The 15,587-nt window shown below is 67.2% G+C and carries 18 protein-coding genes; 6 read left to right on the top strand and 12 right to left on the bottom strand.

Features of this window, described 5'->3' with window-relative positions; translation table 11 throughout:
• Positions 1-5: 5 nt before the first annotated feature.
• The 7 genes from EV645_RS24425 to EV645_RS24395 all read right to left on the bottom strand — a co-directional run bounded on the left by EV645_RS24425 (position 6) and on the right by EV645_RS24395 (position 5,019).
• Entirely contained in the window at positions 6-1,004 is a 999-nt protein-coding gene (locus EV645_RS24425) for an inorganic phosphate transporter (protein WP_130446265.1), read from the bottom strand.
• Between the two features lie 2 nt (positions 1,005-1,006).
• Complete coding sequence (locus EV645_RS24420) at positions 1,007-1,639, bottom strand: DUF47 domain-containing protein (RefSeq protein WP_130446264.1); 633 nt, start codon at positions 1,637-1,639, stop codon at positions 1,007-1,009.
• Positions 1,640-1,779: 140 nt separating this feature from the next.
• On the bottom strand, positions 1,780-2,088 hold the full coding sequence (locus EV645_RS24415; RefSeq protein ID WP_130446263.1) for a DUF202 domain-containing protein: 309 nt from the start codon (positions 2,086-2,088) through the stop codon (positions 1,780-1,782).
• Positions 2,085-2,417 carry a YidH family protein gene (locus EV645_RS24410; RefSeq protein WP_130446262.1) on the bottom strand — a complete coding sequence of 111 codons (333 nt, stop codon included), beginning with the start codon at positions 2,415-2,417 and terminating at the stop codon, positions 2,085-2,087. Before EV645_RS24410 ends, EV645_RS24415 begins: the two co-directional genes overlap by 4 nt.
• Positions 2,414-3,652 (bottom strand): glycoside hydrolase family 3 N-terminal domain-containing protein, encoded by a 1,239-nt coding sequence (locus EV645_RS24405; RefSeq protein ID WP_242000621.1) that lies wholly within the window; start codon positions 3,650-3,652, stop codon positions 2,414-2,416. The genes EV645_RS24410 and EV645_RS24405 overlap by 4 nt, the downstream gene beginning before the upstream one ends.
• Position 3,653: 1 nt before the next feature.
• Positions 3,654-4,067 carry a MarR family winged helix-turn-helix transcriptional regulator gene (locus tag EV645_RS24400; RefSeq protein WP_242000620.1) on the bottom strand — a complete coding sequence of 138 codons (414 nt, stop codon included), beginning with the start codon at positions 4,065-4,067 and terminating at the stop codon, positions 3,654-3,656.
• Entirely contained in the window at positions 4,060-5,019 is a 960-nt protein-coding gene (locus EV645_RS24395; RefSeq protein ID WP_130446260.1) for a DMT family transporter, read from the bottom strand. The genes EV645_RS24400 and EV645_RS24395 overlap by 8 nt, the downstream gene beginning before the upstream one ends.
• Positions 5,020-5,058: 39 nt before the next feature.
• On the opposite strand from EV645_RS24395, the gene EV645_RS24390 reads away from it, so the two are divergent.
• A complete protein-coding gene (locus tag EV645_RS24390; protein WP_130446259.1) occupies positions 5,059-5,679 on the top strand; it encodes a TetR/AcrR family transcriptional regulator in 621 nt (206 codons plus the stop codon).
• On the opposite strand, the gene EV645_RS24385 is transcribed toward EV645_RS24390, so the two are convergent.
• Positions 5,676-6,338: a potassium channel family protein gene (locus EV645_RS24385; RefSeq protein ID WP_130446258.1), complete on the bottom strand. Its 663-nt coding sequence runs from the start codon at positions 6,336-6,338 to the stop codon at positions 5,676-5,678. The two genes, EV645_RS24390 and EV645_RS24385, sit on opposite strands and share 4 nt — an antisense overlap.
• Positions 6,335-6,865 carry an acyl-CoA thioesterase gene (locus EV645_RS24380; protein WP_130446257.1) on the bottom strand — a complete coding sequence of 177 codons (531 nt, stop codon included), beginning with the start codon at positions 6,863-6,865 and terminating at the stop codon, positions 6,335-6,337. Before EV645_RS24380 ends, EV645_RS24385 begins: the two co-directional genes overlap by 4 nt.
• 126 nt (positions 6,866-6,991) lie before the next feature.
• On the opposite strand from EV645_RS24380, the gene EV645_RS24375 reads away from it, so the two are divergent.
• A complete protein-coding gene (locus tag EV645_RS24375) occupies positions 6,992-7,942 on the top strand; it encodes a DUF1444 domain-containing protein (RefSeq protein WP_130446256.1) in 951 nt (316 codons plus the stop codon).
• A 16-nt stretch (positions 7,943-7,958) separates the two neighbouring features.
• Here the strand turns inward: EV645_RS24375 and EV645_RS24370 are convergent, their stop codons facing one another.
• Positions 7,959-8,588: a flavin reductase family protein gene (locus EV645_RS24370; protein ID WP_130446255.1), complete on the bottom strand. Its 630-nt coding sequence runs from the start codon at positions 8,586-8,588 to the stop codon at positions 7,959-7,961.
• A 117-nt stretch (positions 8,589-8,705) separates the two neighbouring features.
• Between EV645_RS24370 and EV645_RS24365 the strand changes: the two genes are divergently transcribed.
• From EV645_RS24365 to EV645_RS24355, 3 genes are all read left to right on the top strand, one after another.
• Positions 8,706-9,644, top strand: coding sequence for a phosphotransferase family protein (locus EV645_RS24365; protein ID WP_198681811.1), 939 nt, complete (start codon positions 8,706-8,708; stop codon positions 9,642-9,644).
• A 110-nt stretch (positions 9,645-9,754) separates the two neighbouring features.
• Positions 9,755-10,789 (top strand): L-glyceraldehyde 3-phosphate reductase, encoded by a 1,035-nt coding sequence (gene mgrA, locus EV645_RS24360; RefSeq protein WP_130446253.1) that lies wholly within the window; start codon positions 9,755-9,757, stop codon positions 10,787-10,789.
• A gap of 150 nt (positions 10,790-10,939) precedes the next feature.
• Positions 10,940-11,590 carry a hypothetical protein gene (locus EV645_RS24355; RefSeq protein ID WP_130446252.1) on the top strand — a complete coding sequence of 217 codons (651 nt, stop codon included), beginning with the start codon at positions 10,940-10,942 and terminating at the stop codon, positions 11,588-11,590.
• A gap of 241 nt (positions 11,591-11,831) precedes the next feature.
• On the opposite strand, the gene EV645_RS24350 is transcribed toward EV645_RS24355, so the two are convergent.
• Complete coding sequence (locus tag EV645_RS24350) at positions 11,832-12,797, bottom strand: TAXI family TRAP transporter solute-binding subunit (protein WP_130446251.1); 966 nt, start codon at positions 12,795-12,797, stop codon at positions 11,832-11,834.
• Complete coding sequence (locus EV645_RS24345; RefSeq protein ID WP_130446250.1) at positions 12,794-14,803, bottom strand: TRAP transporter permease; 2,010 nt, start codon at positions 14,801-14,803, stop codon at positions 12,794-12,796. The genes EV645_RS24350 and EV645_RS24345 overlap by 4 nt, the downstream gene beginning before the upstream one ends.
• A gap of 118 nt (positions 14,804-14,921) precedes the next feature.
• On the opposite strand from EV645_RS24345, the gene EV645_RS24340 reads away from it, so the two are divergent.
• Positions 14,922-15,587 (top strand): response regulator transcription factor, encoded by a 666-nt coding sequence (locus tag EV645_RS24340; RefSeq protein WP_012918592.1) that lies wholly within the window; start codon positions 14,922-14,924, stop codon positions 15,585-15,587.

Genomic DNA, 15,587 nt, shown 5'->3' with positions numbered 1-15,587 from the left:
CGAAGCTACTCGAAGATCAGATGGACGAGCCAATAACACAGCGCCGCGATGACGCCGGCGGCCGGGATGGTCAGCACCCACGCGGTGACGATGTTCTGCGCGACGCCCCAGCGGACCGCCGACAGCCGCTTGGTCGCGCCGGACCCCATCACCGCCGACGTGATCGTGTGCGTCGTGGACACGGGCGCGTGCAGGCCGATCGCCATCACGTACAGCACGGTCGCGGTGACCGCCTCGGAGGCGAATCCCCTGGCCGGGTCCAGGTGGATGATCCGGCGGCCCAGCGTGCGCATGATCCGCCAGCCACCGGAGTACGTGCCGAGCGAGATCGCCGTAGCGGCGGAGAGCTTGACCCACAGCGGGATACCGTCGTTCTGGTCCACATGGCCAGTGGTGAGCAGGGCCAGGAAGATCACGCCCATCGTCTTCTGCGCGTCCTGCAGGCCGTGCCCGAGCGCCACCGCCGCGGCCGACAACGACTGCGCCATCCGGAATCCGCGGGTGGTCCTGCCGGGGTTGCGGCGCCGGAACGCCCACAGAATCGCGATCATCAGCGCGAACGCGCCGAAGAAGCCGATAGCGGGCGACAGCACCATCGGGATGACGACCTTGTCGAGGATGCCGGACCACATCACGACGCTCGACGAGGCGAGCCCGGCGCCGATCAGGCCGCCGATCAGCGCGTGCGTGGAGGAGCTCGGCAGGCCGAAGTACCAGGTGATCAGGTTCCAGGTGATGGCGCCGATCAGCGCTGCGATCACGATCACCAGGCCGTGTGTCCCGGCCGGGGCGGCGATGATGCCTTTGCCGACCGTCTCGGCCACCTCGGTGCCGGCCAGCGCACCGACGAAATTGCACACCGCAGCCATCGCCAGCGCGACCCGGGGCGTGAGTGCGCGCGTCGAAACCGAGGTCGCGATCGCATTGGCGGCGTCGTGGAAGCCGTTGGTGTAGTCGAAACCGAGCGCGATGATGACGAGGACAATGACGAGCGCGAGCTCCACGCTCAGCTCTCCTTGACGGCGATCTGCTCGACCGTGTTGGCAACGTGCTCGAACGCGTCGATCGCGGCCTCCAGCAGGTCGACCACGGTCTTGAGCTTCATCACGGTCAGCGCCTCGTACTCACCGCTGAAGAGTTTCGCGATCAACCTGCGGTGGACCGCGTCACCGGTGTTCTCCAGGCGGTTGATCTCGATCCAGTACTCGGCCAGGTCCTTCATGGTCCGCAGCCTGGGCATCGTCTCGGCAGTCAACTGCGCCATCCGCTGGAGTACTTCGATCTGCTCGGCGATCTCCTCCGGCAGCTTCTCCAGGTTGAAGAGGTGGACGGTGTCGACCGCCTCCTCCATGAAATCCATCACGTCGTCGAGGTCGGAGGCCAGCCGGTAGATGTCCTCGCGGTCGAACGGGGTGACGAACGTCGAGTTCACCCGGCGGATGATCGAGTGGGTGGTCTCGTCGGCCGCGTGCTCCGCGTCCTTCATCTGGGCGGCGATCTGATGGCTCGCGGACAGCCCGGTGCCCGCCGTACTGCCGAGCAATTCGGCCATGATCCGGGATCCGTCCACGAGGTGGTTGGCGGACTCGGTGAAAAGGTCGTAGAACGTCGGGTCGTTCGGACGCAGACGTAACGGCACTTCAAGCTCCGGGTGAACGAGGGACAAACCGTGAACATGCTAGGGGGAACATCCAGTTGATGCGGCATCCGCCCACGGCAACGTATCGCGTTGTGATGAACTGGGCAGTTGAGCGTTGCACAGTCGGTAACTGATCGGTTTCAGTGTGTTATCACGGCGTACAGATCGAAGAGCCCGACCACCAGCACCAGGCCGGCCGCAACCCGGAGTACATGCTGGTGGCCGAGGAAGTGAATCGCGCCGCCGGCTGTCCGGCGGTAGACGGCGCTGACGGCGGTCCAGCAGCCTAAAGACAGCACCAGTACGACGATTCCGAGCCCGGTGCGGACGTCCGACGATCCGTGGCCGGAGGCAAGCAGCAGGATGCCGTTGGCAATCAGGCCGAGCGCCGTACGACGCCACGCGAGCAAGGTCCGCTCCGGCTGCCGGCCGGGATCCGGTGTGCTCATCGCCACAGTGAGAACAGCAGGCCGATCAGGCCGACGACCGCGATCGTTGCCCCGAGCATCAACGGCAGCCGGGTGACCGGCAGCGCGCCGCCGCGCCGGATCGCGGTCAGGTTCTGCTGCCAGCGGCGGAACGCACCGGCCGTCGTGACGATCCCGGCGCAGACCAGAATCACACCGATGATCCGGGCCGGCCAGCGATCCGGGCCGAGGTCGAGGAACTGCACCGCGGACAATCCACCGGCGTAGCAGGCGAGCGACGTACGCAGGTAGGCGAGGTAGGTGCGCTCGTTTGCCAGCGTGAACCGGTAGTCGGGCTCCTCCTCGGTCATCCGCAACCCACCAGGCCGTGGTCCTGTTTCAGCGTCAGCACACGCCGCACGCTACTCGTCAGCTTCGCGGCGAACGTCTTGTCCTCCTGCGCCCTGGCGACGAGTGCGTCCACCATCGTCGTGGTCAGCCCGGCCTTGGCGTTGATGACGATGTCGCCGCCGGCCGCCACGAACCGCGTCGCGCGGGCACCGGCCGGGACCGATGCGACCTCGGCGGCCGCGCCGACGTCGTCGGTGATCACGACGCCCTGCCAGCCCAGGTCGCCGCGGACCATGCCCTGGATGACGGTCGGCGAGAAGATCGCGCGGTTCTTGGGGTCGATCTTGGTGTACGTGACCGTCGAGATCATCACCATCGACGCACCGGCCTTGATCCCGTCGGCGAACGGCTGCAGGTCGGCGTCACCGCGAACCGTGACGTTGTCGACGACACCTGAGGAGAAGTCGGTGTTGCCGCGGACCCGCCCGAGCCCCGGGAAGTGCTTGACCGAGGTCGCGACGCCGGCCTTGCGCATCCCCTGCACGAACGCCTGTACGCCGCGGCTCGCTTCCGCCGGCGTGTCGCCGTACTCGCGGTTGAGCTGGCCGATCGGAGCGTTCTGCGACTTCAGCGAGCTGGGCACGACGTCGGCCACCGGGGCGAGGTCGACGTTGACGCCGGCCTGCTTCAGCTGGCTGCCCCAGACCTGCGCCTGTGTGGTGAGCTTCGAGCTGGACCAGGTGCCTTGGACCGTTGCTGCGGGGATGCGATCGAAGCCGGAGCCCTTGAGACGCTGGATCTGGCCGCCCTCTTGGTCCGCGGCGATGAGCGGCCGGACGCCCTTCACTGTGGCTGCAGTGTTGACCGCGCTCATCGCCGAGCGAGTGTGGGCGAGGCTGCCGCTGGTGCCCATCAGGAAGACGCTGCCGGACTTCTGCTCTACGACGGCCTTCTGGGCGGATGTCATGCCGCTGGCGTCGATGCCGGTCATGATGAGCTGGGCGGCCTGTTCGCGCAGTGTGAGGCTCTGCAGCTTCTGGTCGATGCAGTTCACCGCGTCGGTCGGTGTGTCGGTCGCCGTCGGGGGTGGGGTCTCGGTTGCTGGACTGCTGGGCTCCTCGCTTGGCTGCTCGGTCGGCTCGATCGGCACCGAGGAGGACGGCACTGTGCTTGGACCTGCGGTTGGTGAGTTGCTGTCGCCGCAGCCGGCGACCACGAGAGCAGTCAGCGCGATCAGCGCGACCGGTCGCCTCATCTCAGTTTCGCTCCCAGGCGGCGCGGTCAACGGTGTCTCCGGAGTGCCGGGCCAGGGTTGCGCACACGTCGTACAGGTGCTCGACCTGCTCCGCCGTCAGCGCGTCGAAGATCGACTTGCGCACCTCCTCGACGTGGCCGGGAGCCGTGTCGATGAGCTTCTGCCGGCCGAGCTCGGTGAGGATCGCGACCTGGCCGCGGCGGTCGGACTCGATGCCCTCGCGCTTGACCCAGCCGTTCTGCTCGAGCCGATTGACCGCGTGCGAGAGCCGGCTGCGCGAGCCCTGCGTCGCGACCGCGAGCTCACTCATCCGCAGCCGGTTGCCCGGCGCCTCGGACAGCCGGACCAGGATCTCGTAGTACGTGTGGGGAATTCCGGCATCGCGTTGCAGCTGTTGCTCGATGCGGCTACTCACTACTCGTTGCGCCGCGATGTACGCGCGCCAGGCCTGTGCTTCTCGTTGGTCCAGCCACCGGGTCTCCGCCATCCCCGCAGCGTACTTGTTCACCGATCCGGATCAGCAGTACGGCGACCGCACACACCAGCATGCCCGCGACAGCGAGCGCGCCGATCGTCTCGTGGAAGAGCAGGAACGAGAACACCATCGTCGTCGGCGGGACCAGATAGAGCAGTGAGCTGATGCGGGTTGCGCCGGAGAGTTTGAGGTTGACCAGGTACAAACCCCAGCCGCCACCGGTCGCCAGCAGTACTAGCCAGAGCACTGCGCCGTAGAAGCCGGGCTGCTCCGGCACAGTCATCCTGTGGGTCGAGGTGGCCAACGCAGTGAAGAGAACAGCTGACACGAGACTCTGCACGGCCAGTGCATCGAGCGATCTCGTGCTCGGTTTGCGAGAGCGCTCCAGGCACGTGCCCGCCACGAGTCCGAGGAGGCCACCGATCGGGAGGAGGAACAGCAGCGGCGACCCGTGGCCGGCTCCGAGGTCGTCGGCCACAACCAGGCCCACACCCGCCAGTCCGAGAATCAGGCCGAGCCATTGGCGTTGGCTGACGCGTTCGTCCAGCAGCGGCCCGGCCACGGTCGCGATCAGCAGCGGCTGCAGCGAGCCGATGAGTGCGGTCACGCCGGCCGTGATCCCCTGGTCGATACCGGTGAAGATCAGGCCGAGGTAGACGAACTGGGTCAGGAATGCCATCGAGATCTGCGTCGCAAGATCCCGGCGGGAGATCCGCGGCCGCCTGATCGCAAGGAGGACAGCGGCGATCGCGCCCGCGACGAGAAATCGCCAGGCGAGCAGGTCGAACGCGTTCGTGTACTGCGTACCCCAGCGGGCGCCGATGAAGCCGCAGCTCCAGAACACGACGAACCCGGCTCCGGCCGCCAGCGTGAGCGCCTTCTGCGTGGTCATGACAGCGACGGTAACCACACCGGTCGGTATACTGTCAGTATGCTTGACCAGCAGGTGAGACTGATCGTGGATCGGCAGGTGCGTGCGGCGCCCCGGCTGACACCGGCCGGCGAGCGCATTCTCGCGGCCGCGTCGACGCTCTTCTACGAGCAGGGCATCCGGACGGTCGGTGTCGATGCCATCGCTGCGGCGGCGGACGTCACCAAGAAGACGCTGTACGACCGGTTCGGGTCGAAGGATCGGCTGATCGCGGCGTACCTCGAGGAGCGGGACCGCGCCTGGCATCTGTTCCTCGACGAGCAGCTGACCGCGCGGCAGCCGGCGACGCCGGAGGACGTGATCCTGGCGTTGTTCGCGGCGCTGACGGACTGGCTGGCCGGGTCGCGCAACGGTTGCGGATTCATCAATGCGAGCGTGGAGCTGGCGGCGCCGGACCACCCGGCGATGCCTGTGATCGTTGGTCAGAAGCGGTGGATGCGGTCCGAGTTCGAAGCGCAGGCGCGCGCGGCTGGTCTCGCAGATCCGGGTGAGCTTGCGGATCGTCTGCTGCTGCTCCACGAGGGCGCGCTCGTCAGCTACCGGGTCGCGGCGATGACCGAGGCGCCTGCGGTTGCCGCGCGAGCAGCAGCTGATCTGCTGGCCGGGTGGCCGCGGGTCTAGGTGTTGCTGCGTTTGGTGACAGTGAGGCCGACGAGGCGGGACACGACCATCGCGACGTACCCGAGACCGGCCAGCTGCTCGATCATGACCACCGATCGTCCCCATGAGGTGATCGGGACGACATCGCTCAGGCCGGTGCTGGAGAGCGTGGTGAAGCTCAGGAAGAGCAGCTCCATCCACGTGCGATCGTTGCTTGGGTCAACGGCCGCGGTGAAGCTGGCTGGGACGAGGACCTGCACGAACACGTACAGGTAGGCGAAACCCCAAGCCACCAAGGTGAAAGTCGCGCCGGTCGCGAAGAGCTCGTCGACGCTGACGTCATGGTCGGACAGCATGTAGCGGAGCAAGCTGTACGCAGCGTAGAAGTAGAAGGCGGCGTGCAGTACTGCGGAGATCGCGACCACCGGATCGGTCGGATCGAACGCGTCGAGCAACGACAGTCCGACGGCCGGGATGCCCAGGCAGATGCTGACCCAGGTGAGTCCTGGAGTCGCGCGGACGGAGAAGACCGCGAGCACGAGTACGACGATGCCGAGAATCTCGAACGCGACGCGACCGGGCCGTGATCCCTCCATCGCCGGGTAGACCAGCACGCCGAGCAACTGCACGACGAGCAGCACGGCCGACGGGTTCCGCCGGGCCCCGCTGAGGAGCTTCATCGCTCCTCGTCCGCTTCTTCGCCCGACTGCTCACGGGAGGCGATGATGGCCGCGCGGCGGGCCAGCCGGTGACTCCGGCGGATCTCGGCCTCGCGCAACCGCCGCCGGTCCTCGTCCGTCACCGGAACGACCTGCGGCACCTCACGCGGCTTGCCCTCCTCGTCCACCGCGACAAACACCAGGTACGCCGACGCTACGTGCATCTGCGGACCCACCGCGTCCCACCGATCGGCCGTGATCCGTACGCCGACCTCCATCGAACTGCGCCCGGTCCAGTTCACCTGCGCGCTGAAATGCACGACATCACCGACCCGCACCGGGACGAGGAACACCATCTCGTCCATCGACGCCGTGACCGCAGGCCCGCCCGAGTGGCGCGCAGCGACGACGCCCGCGACCGAGTCGACCAGCGTCATGATCACGCCGCCGTGCACGGTCCCGAGCAGATTGGTCTCGTTCTGGGCGGTGATGTGCGATAGCGACAGCCGGGTCTCGGAGGTCGGCCGCGACGACGGGCTGCTGGACATACAGGCTCCTTCGGGGTCCCTGATGGGTCTGCGCAGAGTATCCCGGGAGTTGTCCACAGATTCGGAAATCGCGGTCTCCGGAGGGCGCCGATCCTCGTACTTTCTCTGCCGAGAAGGAGGACCACAATGACCATCGACGCAGCCACCGAATATGCCCAAGGCAACAACTCCGACCGTCCCGACCTCATCCTGACGCCACTGTCCCGCCGCCAGGCCGCCCGACTCGTTCACCTCGCACTGTCCGCCGCGGCCGAGCTCGGGCTCGATCTCGCCTACCAGGGCGGCGCGGCTCTGGTCCCGGCCGATCGCTCCGCCGACAACCCCGTGCTCGGTCTGAGTAACCTCGCCCGCATCGTCGCCCAGTTCGACGAGGCCCACTGGCCGGTGCTCGTCGAGGAGCACTTCGACCAACTGCTGGAGCAGCTCCGGCAAGGTCCCCCGACACCACCGACAGATCCGGAGCGCGAGCTGATCCAGCGTCTCGTCCCTCGCGACGCGCTGCCTGCCAGCTGGACCGCGGACCGGCCCGACTTCCTGCCCGGTCTGCTGTCCGTGCCGTCCACGACCGACGACGGGATCGTGACGATGTTCCTCGAGCCTGCGGACATGGGCATCACCTGGGCGGATGCCGAGCGCTTCGGCCTGGCCAATCTCCGCGGCCTGACCGACCACGTCGAGCATGTCGAACACGAGGATCTACAGGTCGACTTCATCACCGGGACGCCGTTCGCGGCCTCACGGGCGCTCGTCCTCGACACCGTTCTCCGCGAGTCCCTGCACGTCGACCATGCACCACACGGCGTGCTCGCGGCGGTGCCGGCGCGAGACACGCTCATGCTGCACGTGATCCGGGACCTGTCCGTCATCCCCGCTCTGGGTCTGCTGCTCAACGTCGCGGCCCGCAGTCACGCTCACGATCCTGGTCCGCTGTCACCCGAGGTCTTCATGGTGACGCCGGACTTCCGTTGGCTTCCGGCTACGACGGTGTCGCCGGACTACACGCCGCTGCGGTTGTCCTCCGAGCTCGAAACCCTCACCAAGGTGCTGGCCACGTCGGAGCTGCCGCCGCGGTCATGACAGGTGCCCTGAGCAACTAACTCGAAGTATCAGGAGGTGTGAAGTGACCAGGCCAGTCGGAGTGGCGGATGCGCGTGATCGATCGGACCTCGCCGAGGGTGGTCCACTCGTCCTTGCCGAGACGCGCGAGCGGGCGGAGTCGACGTACCTCGGGGTGATCGCCGTCCATCATCGCGGCGTCGATCGCGAGGTGCCGGACCTGACCGATCACGAGCGTGCAGTCGCCGAGTTCGAGGGTGGTGTGCAGGGTGCACTCGATCGCGACCGGCGACTCGGCGACCCGTGGGACGGAGACAGTTCGCGACGGTTCGGTGGTCACGCCGATCGCCTCGAACTCCGAGACCTCCGGCGGGAAGTTGGTCCCGGAGGCGTTCACCTGCTCATAGAGCGGTTCCGCGGCGAAGTTCACGACGAACTCGCCGGTCGCCTCGACGTTGTTCAGGCTGTCCTTCCGCCCGACCGAGGTGAACTGGACCATCGGCGGCCTGACGCACGAGACCGTGAAGAACGAGTGCGGCGCGAGGTTCAGCACGCCGTCGGCCGAGCGGCTCGACACCCACGCGATCGGTCGCGGCACCACCACAGAGTTCAGCAGCGCGTAGAACTCTCGTCGCCCGACGGTCTCCGGATCTACATCGACACGCACGCCCGCAGTACATCAAACTCGGTGGATGCCGCCCCACCCCGCCTCGGGGATCCGGCCGGCGACTCCCGCGCGCGACGGAGAAGTGGATTGCCCGAGCATCACGATTTCCTGCACCAGGTGACCACTGTCGCCCGCCGCCACGGCGTCGACGCCGAACACGTGAAAGAGGTAGCGGGCGGTGTGGCCAACCGCGCCTTCATCCTCGGCGACGACCTGTTCCTCCGAGCCTCCCGCCCCGGCTACGAGGACGACCTCCGCAAAGAAACCCACGTCGTCCCCGCCGCCCGCCTCGTCGGCGTCCTGACCCCCGAGATCCTCGAGTACGACGAAACCCACCGCCTCCTCGCCGCTCCGTACGTCGTCATGGAGCGCATCCACGGCGCCGAACCAACCGAAGCCCCCACCGGCCTCGCCGAAGAGCTCGCCCGCCTCCACCAACTCGAACGCACGCCGGCCGACGCGCCCACACCACAGGACCTCCGCACCGAAGCTCGGCCAGGAGACCGGCGCGGTGATGGCGGCGAGTCTCGACCGCGGCGGGCTCTGGATCTCCCCGGCGTGCCGGAGGACGACTGGGGCGACCCGTGGCGGACGGTCGACGACCTTGCGACCCGCGGTTATGTGGACCCAGCAACAGCAAGCTGGCTGACCGGTTGGTTCACCCGGCTCGCCGAACGCTTCGACGACAGCGGACCCAAGGTCCTCATCCACGGAGACGTTGCCGCACACAACCTTCTCGCCGGCCCCGGCAACGAGCTCCGAGCCCTCATCGACTGGGGCGACGCCGCCTGGGCCCCACGCGCCATGGAGTTCGCCAAACTCCCGCTGACCCAGGTAGCCAAGATCCTCCCCACGTACGCCGCCCAATCCCCCGACACCGAGGAAGACCTGGCCGCCGCCATCCTCTGGTTCCACCTCTCCTGGGCCCTGGCCAAACTCCCAGCCCCACCCTGGCCCAACCAACGCCACTGGACCGCCCCCACCACCAGCCGCCTCCTCAACCTCCTCCACTTCTTCACCACCACCCCACCCCCACCCTGGCCCGGCCTCGCCTGACCTCAACGGAGTACTGATCAAGAAGGTGGGGTTCTTGGTGTTAGTTGTGGGGTTTCTGCTTGAAAACAAGGGGTTTGCGATTGGTTGGGGATGGGGCAGACTGGGGTTCCGTGACTGATTATGTGGCGGCCGAAGGCCGGTATGACGACCAGATGAGTTACCGGCGGACCGGGCGGAGTGGGCTGCAGTTGCCGGCGATCTCGTTGGGGTTGTGGCACAACTTCGGCGACGACAAGCCGTTCGTGACACAGCGCGACATCCTGCGGCGGGCGTTCGACCTCGGCGTCACGCACTTCGACCTGGCGAACAACTACGGCCCGCCGTACGGCTCCGCCGAGACCAACTTCGGGACGCACTTCGCGCGCGACTTCGCCAAGTACCGCGACGAGCTGATCATCTCGACCAAGGCCGGTTACGACATGTGGCCGGGGCCGTACGGTCAGGGCGGCGGCTCGCGGAAGTACCTGCTCGCCTCGCTCGACCAGTCGCTGAGCCGGATGGGCCTCGACTACGTCGACATCTTCTACTCGCACCGGTTCGACCCGGACACCCCGCTCGAGGAGACGATGGGCGCGCTCGACGCGGCCGTCCGCTCGGGCAAGGCGCTGTACGCCGGCATCTCGTCGTACTCCGCGGACCGCACCCGCGAGGCTGCCCGGATCCTGGGCGAGCTGGGTACGCCGCTGCTGATCCACCAGCCGTCGTACTCGATGCTGAACCGCTGGATCGAGGAGGACCTCCTCGACGCCGTCGGTGAGCTCGGTGTCGGCGTGATCGCGTTCTCGCCGCTGGCGCAGGGCGTGCTCACGAACCGCTACCTGGACGGCATCCCCTCCGACTCCCGCGCGGCGCAGGGCAAGTCCCTCAACCCGGATTCGCTGACCGAGGACACCCTCAAGCACGTCCGCGCGCTGGCCGAGATCGCCGAGGAGCGCGGCCAGTCCGTCGCCCAGCTGGCCCTCGCCTGGACGCTCCGCGACGACCGCGTCACCAGCGCGCTGATCGGCGCCTCAAGCGTCGCCCAGCTCGAGGACAGCCTCGCCACCGTCCGCAACCTGAAGTTCTCCCCCGACGAGCTCGAGGCCATCGACGCCGACGCCGTCGAAGCCGGCATCAACCTCTGGAAGAAGAGCTCGGACGGCTGACCGTCGCCCCCGAACCACCAGGCCGAAGCGCCCGCCGTACCCCTTGCGGCGGGCGCTTCTCTTGCCAGAAGGTTACGGAGCGGGGTGGGGTGGTTGCGGTCCGGCCAGGATGGGCACACGCTGGATGTAGACCTTCTGGAGGTGGTTGAGATGACCGCTTCGACGCTCGAAATGGCCCTGCGTTACGAACACGCGAAGATCCGGGAGCTGGCCGAGCCGGCGCATCACCCGGATGCGGCCCACCCTGAGAACAGGCACCAGACGGACTGGTTCTACGCAATTGCCGCGCAGCACCTGGCCGCTGCCGAAGACGTGCTCCTCCCGCACGTCCAGCGTCTCCCCGACGGCGCGCACATGGTCACCATGTACGTCGGCAACGTCAAGGAACTTGAGCGCTCGCTGCGCTTCCTCAAAGGACGGCAGTACGGCGACAGCCGCTTCCTGGATCTCCAGCCCGGCGACCTGTGGCAGCACATCGACCGGCTACTCGGAGAGCACGAGCAGATGGAGGCGACGTACAGCCGCCAGATCTGCGAGCAGCTCGAGAGCTTGGATGTCAACACGCTGACCGAAGACCTGCTGGAGGCGGAGGAGGTCGCGCCGACCCGCGCGCACCCGGCCTCGCCCCACACCGGGATGGCCGGCCGGCTCGCGCACCGGATCTGGCGGATGGCCGACAACGCGTGGGACAGCGCCGAGGCACGCGTGGTGCCGATCAAGTACCACGCGCACCCCAAGCGCGACTCCGCGCTGTCCCACTACCTGTACGGCACACCGATGCACGAAGAGGAACCGCGCTAGACAAGGGTGACCGGGCCCACCCGACGGATGCCTCCGCTGGATAGGCCCGGTCTGCCGGCACTCACTGCGCCTGGTTGTGGGGCCGGCATCGGCCCCGTCGCCGCTGCGCCTGGTGTGCGGAGACGGGCCCTGCGTCCTCCCCCGCTGCGCCTGGTGTGCGGGGGAGGACGGTCTGTGAGCTGGTCACGAGCCGCTCCGGACCCCTTCAGGCCCGGTACCCACCCGGTAAACCAGCAAGCTGCTATTTCAGCCCGTCGATCGCCTTCTTCGCGCCGGGGTGCAACGGCACCGGGTCGGTCTTCTCAGCGTTCTCGAGCGTGATGCCCTTCGCGGCCGCGTTCACCGCGACCAGCGCATCCATGTTGTCGTAGATGACCTTCGTCAACTGTTCGGCGAGCTCGTCCTTCATGTCCTTGCGGACGAGCAGCACGTTCGGCACGACGATCGTCGGTACGTCGGCCGCCTGCTTGTACGTCGCTGCGGGGATCGGCGCCTGCGTGTAGACCGAACCGTACTTCTCCTGCATTTTCGGCAACAGGTCCGTGATCGGCAAGAGCTTCACACCTTTGCCGAGGCTCGTGGTCAGGTCGGTGATCCCGCCGGTAGGCAGGCCGCCGGACCAGACCAGTGCGTCGATCGAGCCGGACTTCATCGCGTCCACCGACTCCGGCAACCCCAGCCGCTGGGCAGTGACATCGTGAGCCGGGTCCAGCCCAGCCGCCTCCAGCAGCCGGCGCGCGATCACCTCGGTCCCCGAGTTCGGCGAACCGGTCGAGACCCGCTTGCCCTTCAGGTCCGCGATCGAGTTGACCCCGGCCGACGTCCGTACGGCGACCTGCGTGTAGTTGTTGTACAACCGCGTCAGCGCGACCACGTCCTGCTTGGACTTGAAGCTGTTCTCGCCCTTCACCGCGTCCGATGCCGAGTCACCCAGCGAGAAGGCGATGTCGTAGTTCCCCGCCACCAGGCCCTGGATGTTCTGCACCGACGCCCCGGTCTCACTGGCGGTCGCGCGATACCCGGACACCTTGGAAGAGATCACCGAGGCCAGCGCACCACCGAGCTGGTAGTACACCCCCGTCGTGTTGCCGGTGGCAATCGTCAGTCGCCCGCCCCCGTCCGAGGACCCGGCAGGTTCACGCTGACCGCCACAGGCGGCAAGCGAGACGACAGCAACAAGCGCCACGACAGTGGTGCGGAGTCTCATGAGGCGACGGTTCCTTCCACGGAAGAGGCCTGGCGCTGCCGCCGGACCACATTGATGACGACGGCAACAAGTAGCAAACCGATTCCGACGGTGATGGTTACGGGCGCCAGGTAGAGCAGCAACGCCGCGGCAGGTACGCAGACCGCCCGCTCGAGCCAGGTCGCCCGGACGAACACCCAACCGCCTGTCACGACAGCAAGTGCGGCGACGGCGAGCATCGACACCAGCGTGGTCCACACCATCCCGACGAACGATCCCTGACCGAGCAGGTGCGCGCCGTTGTCGGTGAGCACGAACGCGAACGGCACCAGGAACGCCGGCAGCGTGTATTTCCACGCCTGCCACATCGTCGGCATCACCTTGCCGCCGGTGATCGCCGCCGTCGCGACCGCGGCCAGCGCGGTCGGCGGCGAGACTTCGGAGAGTACGGCGTAATAGAAGATGAACATGTACGCCTCGGGCTGCGTCACCCCGAGGTTCACCAGCGCCGGCGAGATGATCACCGCCGCGATGATGAACGACGCCGTCACCGGCACCGCGAGCCCGAGGATCAGGACAGCGACCCCGGACAGCACCACGGTCAGGATCAGCACCGCGGTGTGGTTCGAGGTCAGCCCCTGCGCCGCGTTGACGATGATCTCGGCCAGGTTCAGCCCGAGCCCGGTCTGGGTGGTGACCGCGACGATCACGCCCGCGGTCGCGCACGTCGCCGCCACCGGCAGCACCGAACGGGTGCCCTGGGCAAGCGCCTTGAACAGCGGCCGACCCGTCAGCCGGTGCTCGCGATCCAGGAACGACAACCCGAACTGGATGATCACCGCGTAGACGACAGCCTTGAACGGCGGTACGTCGACCGCCATGAACGCGATGATCACGAACAACGACAGGAAGTGGTACCCGAACCGCAGCAGCAACCGCCACGCCGAGTCCGTCGACGTCTCCGCGGACGTCGTACCGTGCTTGCGGGCATCGATCTCGATCGCGAGCAGGATCCCCAGGTAATACAGGATCGTCGGGATCACGGCGAACCCGAGGACCTTCAGATACGACACCTGCAGGAACTCCGCGATGATGAACGCGGCCGCGCCCAGTGTCGGCGGCGACAGGATCGCGCCGATGCCGGATGCGGCGAGCATTCCGCCTGCCGGTTCGGGCGGGTAGCCGGCCCGGCGCAGGATCGGCCACGACACGGTGCCGAGCGACACGGCGGTCGCCGTACCGGAGCCTGACACGCTGCCGAGCAGGAAGCCCGCCAGCGTGACCGTTCGGCCCGGCGCCGTACGGCTGCGTTTGAAGGCCGCGAAGGACAGGTCGATGAAGAACTTGCCGGCCCCCGAGTAGTCGAGCACGGCGCCGTAGATGGTGAACAGCACGATGTACGACGCCGCGACGCTCAGCGGTGTCCCGTAGAACCCCGCCGTGCCCATCGTGAACTGCGCGATGATCGCGTCGAAGTTGAAGCCCTGATGGGCGAGCGACCACGTGTAGGGCAGGTAGCCCCCGTAGTACGCGTAGGCGATGAACACCAGGCTGAAGACCGGCAAGACCCAACCCGTCGTACGACGGCAGGCCTCGAGCAACAAGATCAGCAGCAGGGCGCCGGCGACGATGTCGAGCGTCGTCGGCGTCTGCCGGCGTTCGAGAAATCCGTCGAAGTCGAACAGCGGATAGACGCAGACCGCCAACGCGACAGCAGCGAGAATCCAGTCGACGACACCCGGATCGTCATGCGTGCGGGCCCGGCCGGGAAGACGAAACCCGCGATAACACAGCAGCGTGATCGGCAGAACCGCTGCGAGAAAGATCACCAAGTAGAACTGCGTGCCTTGTGGTAGTGGGAAGAAAACCTGTGCAAGGACGCCGACGCTGACGATTGCGCACCAGACCGAAACAACCAGGTCCAGGGCAGGCCTGAGCCGCCGAGCGGGGCGTTCCTGCTCATACTCGGCCAGTTCTTCCTCGGAGGGCGTGGTCACGCTTCCCCCGGTACGAACACCGACAGTCATCTACCGGTTCCCTCCTGTGGTCGGAAGGCTAATGTTGCCGAACACTGCGCGGAGTCGCGTGATTACGTCTTTACCAAGATCTGACACATGAGGGCGTGACCTGGCCTACGATCACCGCATGAGTGGCGCGGTCCGGATTCTGCTGGTCGAGGACGATCTCGATATCGCCAATGCCCTGATACCCGCTTTGCGGCGCTACGGCTTGATGGTGACGCACGTTCGCACCGCCGCGGACGCCCTGGCGGCGGATCCCGGCGACCTGGTCCTGCTGGACCTGGGACTGCCGGACGGGGACGGCATCAACGTCTGCCGGCAGATCCGCACGGTGTCCGATGTGCCGGTGATCGCGGTGACGGCGCGCGGCGAGGCCGCGGACCGGGTGCGCGGCCTGCGCAGCGGCGCCGACGACTACGTGGTCAAACCGTTCGCGATTTCCGAACTGCTGGCCCGCATCGATGCTGTACTACGTCGTACCGGTCTCTTGCAGCCCCGCCCCCGGGTGACCGTCGGCGACCTGACCGTGGATATCGAGGCTCGCACGGTTCAGGTGGCGGACAAGCCCATCAGCCTGACCCGCAAGGAGTTCGACGTGCTAGCAGTGCTGGCCGCTCACCACGGCCGGGTGGTCCCTCGTGAACAGGTCGCCCTGTACGCCTGGCAGTCGGTCTTCGAGGCGTCCTCGCGGACCATGGACGTCCACGTCGCCAGCCTGCGCGCGAAGCTGGGCCGGCCGGAACTGGTCCAGACCATCCGCGGTGTCGGCTACCGCCTGGGTTCGGACTGA

This window comes from Kribbella rubisoli (genome assembly GCF_004217145.1).
Classification (GTDB): Bacteria; Actinomycetota; Actinomycetes; order Propionibacteriales; family Kribbellaceae; genus Kribbella; species Kribbella rubisoli.
The sequence above is the reverse complement of the archived record's forward strand: the minus strand, read 5'-3'. Positions and strand labels throughout refer to the sequence as shown.

Coding starts and splice junctions, on each gene's coding strand:
- EV645_RS24415 (WP_130446263.1), bottom strand. CDS start 2,088: ATGAGCACACCGGATCCCGGCCGGCAGCCGGAGCGGACCTTGCTCGCG.
- EV645_RS24410 (WP_130446262.1), bottom strand. CDS start 2,417: ATGACCGAGGAGGAGCCCGACTACCGGTTCACGCTGGCAAACGAGCGC.
- EV645_RS24405 (WP_242000621.1), bottom strand. CDS start 3,652: ATGAGGCGACCGGTCGCGCTGATCGCGCTGACTGCTCTCGTGGTCGCC.
- EV645_RS24395 (WP_130446260.1), bottom strand. CDS start 5,019: ATGACCACGCAGAAGGCGCTCACGCTGGCGGCCGGAGCCGGGTTCGTC.
- EV645_RS24390 (WP_130446259.1), top strand. CDS start 5,059: ATGCTTGACCAGCAGGTGAGACTGATCGTGGATCGGCAGGTGCGTGCG.
- EV645_RS24385 (WP_130446258.1), bottom strand. CDS start 6,338: ATGAAGCTCCTCAGCGGGGCCCGGCGGAACCCGTCGGCCGTGCTGCTC.
- EV645_RS24380 (WP_130446257.1), bottom strand. CDS start 6,865: ATGTCCAGCAGCCCGTCGTCGCGGCCGACCTCCGAGACCCGGCTGTCG.
- EV645_RS24375 (WP_130446256.1), top strand. CDS start 6,992: ATGACCATCGACGCAGCCACCGAATATGCCCAAGGCAACAACTCCGAC.
- EV645_RS24355 (WP_130446252.1), top strand. CDS start 10,940: ATGACCGCTTCGACGCTCGAAATGGCCCTGCGTTACGAACACGCGAAG.
- EV645_RS24350 (WP_130446251.1), bottom strand. CDS start 12,797: ATGAGACTCCGCACCACTGTCGTGGCGCTTGTTGCTGTCGTCTCGCTT.
- EV645_RS24345 (WP_130446250.1), bottom strand. CDS start 14,803: ATGACTGTCGGTGTTCGTACCGGGGGAAGCGTGACCACGCCCTCCGAG.
- EV645_RS24340 (WP_012918592.1), top strand. CDS start 14,922: ATGAGTGGCGCGGTCCGGATTCTGCTGGTCGAGGACGATCTCGATATC.